Consider the following 2,683-nt stretch of genomic DNA (forward strand, 5'->3'; position numbering starts at 1 on the left):
ACTCAACACTCAACACTCAACACTCAACACTCAACACTCAACACCTTCACAATAATTTTACAATAAGGCCGTTTTTATAAATAATTAACCTTAATGGCCATGAAATCAATGGATCTGCACCGTGTTTGGATAGATATATTAAAAAGGTCACGGCTCTCTTTTTTTATAAACTGGTTTAACCGTTAAGCCCCTCACCACTACAGCTTGCATTCATATAGCGGATTTCAGTAACTTTAATTTTTAAATTTTATATGAAATTAAAGTTACCTTACTATGTAATACTGGCGGGTTCTCTAACCTTGTCGGCTAATAGCTTTGCTGCCGATGGCGGTACATCCCCCAAACCCGGCCATAGGCAAGCCGTTCCGAAAAAATTTATTGATCCGGCCAACATGAATACCAGTATTAAACCTGGTGATGATTTTTTTGACTATGCCAATGGCAACTGGATCAAACAAAATGCTATACCCGCTAAAGAAACACGCTGGGGCAGCTTCAATATTCTTCGCCAGGAAAATACCGATAAACTATTGGGCCTGCTTAGTGAAGTAAGCGCCCAATCGGCCACACAACCTAAAGGAAGTTTAAAGCAACGCGTTGGCGATCTATACGCCAGCGGTATGGACAGCGTAACCATCGAAAAACGGGGCTATGACCCTATTAAACCCGATTTACAACGCATTGATAAAATAAGCAGTCTTGATGATGTGGTAAACGAGCTAACCTATCAGCGTGTTAACGGCGAAGGTAGTCCGTTGTTCAGGTTTGGTGTTGGTCAGGATGAAAAAAATGTAAATAAATATGTTGCCGGGCTCGATCAGGGAGGTACTACGCTACCAGATCGTGATTATTATTTAAAGGCCGATACCCGTACTAAAGGTATACAGGATGCCTACAAAAAATATGTTGTTGCCTTATTTACCCTGACAGGTAGCGGCAACGACGAGGCTGTTAAAAATGCAGCCATTATTTGGAGCATTGAAACTACATTGGCCAAAGCACAATTAAGCCGTGTAGCCATGCGCGACCCTAACGTTACCTATAATAAATTTTCGGTTGATGCCTTTAGCAAAACCACACCGCATTTAAACTGGGTGAAACTATTGCCCCAGATGAAAGCCGAAGGTCAGGATACCGTTCTGGTTGGGCAGCCCGCATTTTTTAAAACAACCGACTCTTTACTGGCCGTTACCCCTGTTGATAACTGGAAGATTTATTTAAAGTGGAGCATACTGAAAGGTATGGCACCAGCCCTGAGCTCATCATTTGTAAACGCTAATTTTGATTTTAACAAAGTATTAACCGGTCAAAAAGTACAAACACCTCTTAATGAACGCATGAGTGCTTTGGTTGATGGAAGCCTGGGCGAACTACTGGGTCAGTTGTTTGTTGAAAAATACTTTACTCCTGCCGCCAAGCAATACATGGTAAACCTGGTGAATAATTTGAAAGGAACCCTTGGCGACCGTATTAACCGCCTGGAATCGAAGAGCCCCGAAACTAAAGAACGCGCGATTAAAAAGCAGGCAGCCTTTACCGATAAAATAGGCTATCCTGATAATTCGGAAAAATATGATGGTGTAGTTATTGACCGTAACGATTATGTAGGTAACCTCCACAATCTGTCGGTTTGGCGCTATAATTTTAATGTAAGCCGTTTAGGCAAACCGGTTGATAAAACCCGCTGGGGAATGACCCCACCAACCGTTAACGCTTATTATAATCCAACCAATAACGAAATTGTGTTTCCGGCCGGTATATTGCAGTTCCCGTTCTTTGATTTTAAGGCCGATGATGCTGTAAATTACGGTGGCATAGGCGCGGTAATAGGCCATGAAATGACCCACGGCTTTGATGATCAGGGCCGCCAGTTTGATGCTGATGGCACCCTGCGCGACTGGTGGACAAAAACCGATGCCGATAAATTTAAAATACGCGCCAATAAAGTAGTTGAACAGTACAATGCCTTTACCGTTGTTGACACCCTGCACGTAAATGGCAAATTAACACTCGGCGAAAACCTGGCCGATCTTGGTGGCGTAAACATTGCTTACGAAGCGTACAAAAAAACCAAACAAGGCCAGGAAAATAAAAAGATAGATGGCTTTACGGCCGACCAGCGTTTCTTTTTATCATGGGCACAGGTTTGGCGCAGTTCACAACGCCCTGAGGCGGCGGCGCAGCGCATCCTAACAGATCCGCACTCGCCTGAACAGTACCGCACCAATGCACCGTTAACCAATATTGATGCCTGGTATAAAGCCTTCAACATACAACCCGGCGATAAAATGTATAAAAAACCTGAAGACAGGATAAAAGTATGGTAATTAATATTACCCATAAACAACAAAGCCCGGTTTTTGCCGGGCTTTGTTGTTTATAAGATTTTCAATGTTAATTTATTTTCCAGATACCTTCCAGGTAAAGTTTATAGCGGGTGGGTTGAAATTCGCCATAAGCAAAAACCAATATGGTATTACCTTTTTTGCTAAAGTATAACCGCAAACCATCGCTTCCTTTGTGCAAATTCAAAAATCCGCTGTCTGGTGTAAAGTCGCCCGTTTTTAGTATTGCATCAAAATTTTCTTTACCAATGGCAGTTTGCAGATCTTCAAAACCATTACCGGCAAAATCACTAAACTTTATGCTCTCTCCTATTTCAGCTACCCTATCAGGGTTGAAG

Annotated in this window: 1 protein-coding gene and 1 pseudogene; one reads left to right on the top strand and one right to left on the bottom strand. The window is 42.5% G+C overall.

Annotated elements, in window-relative coordinates:
• The first annotated feature begins 251 nt into the window (after positions 1-251).
• Positions 252-2,327, top strand: coding sequence for a M13 family metallopeptidase (locus AAGC65_RS25805; RefSeq protein ID WP_343115331.1), 2,076 nt, complete (start codon positions 252-254; stop codon positions 2,325-2,327).
• A gap of 67 nt (positions 2,328-2,394) precedes the next feature.
• Here the strand turns inward: AAGC65_RS25805 and AAGC65_RS25810 are convergent.
• Positions 2,395-2,683 (bottom strand): annotated as a pseudogene (locus tag AAGC65_RS25810) (hypothetical protein); the annotation flags it as partial.

It is taken from the genome of Mucilaginibacter sp. (genome assembly GCF_039207105.1).
GTDB lineage: Bacteria > Bacteroidota > Bacteroidia > Sphingobacteriales > Sphingobacteriaceae > Mucilaginibacter.

What these genes read in the sequence shown, in the direction of transcription:
- AAGC65_RS25805 (WP_343115331.1), top strand. Translation starts at nt 252, where the DNA reads ATGAAATTAAAGTTACCTTACTATGTAATACTGGCGGGTTCTCTAACC.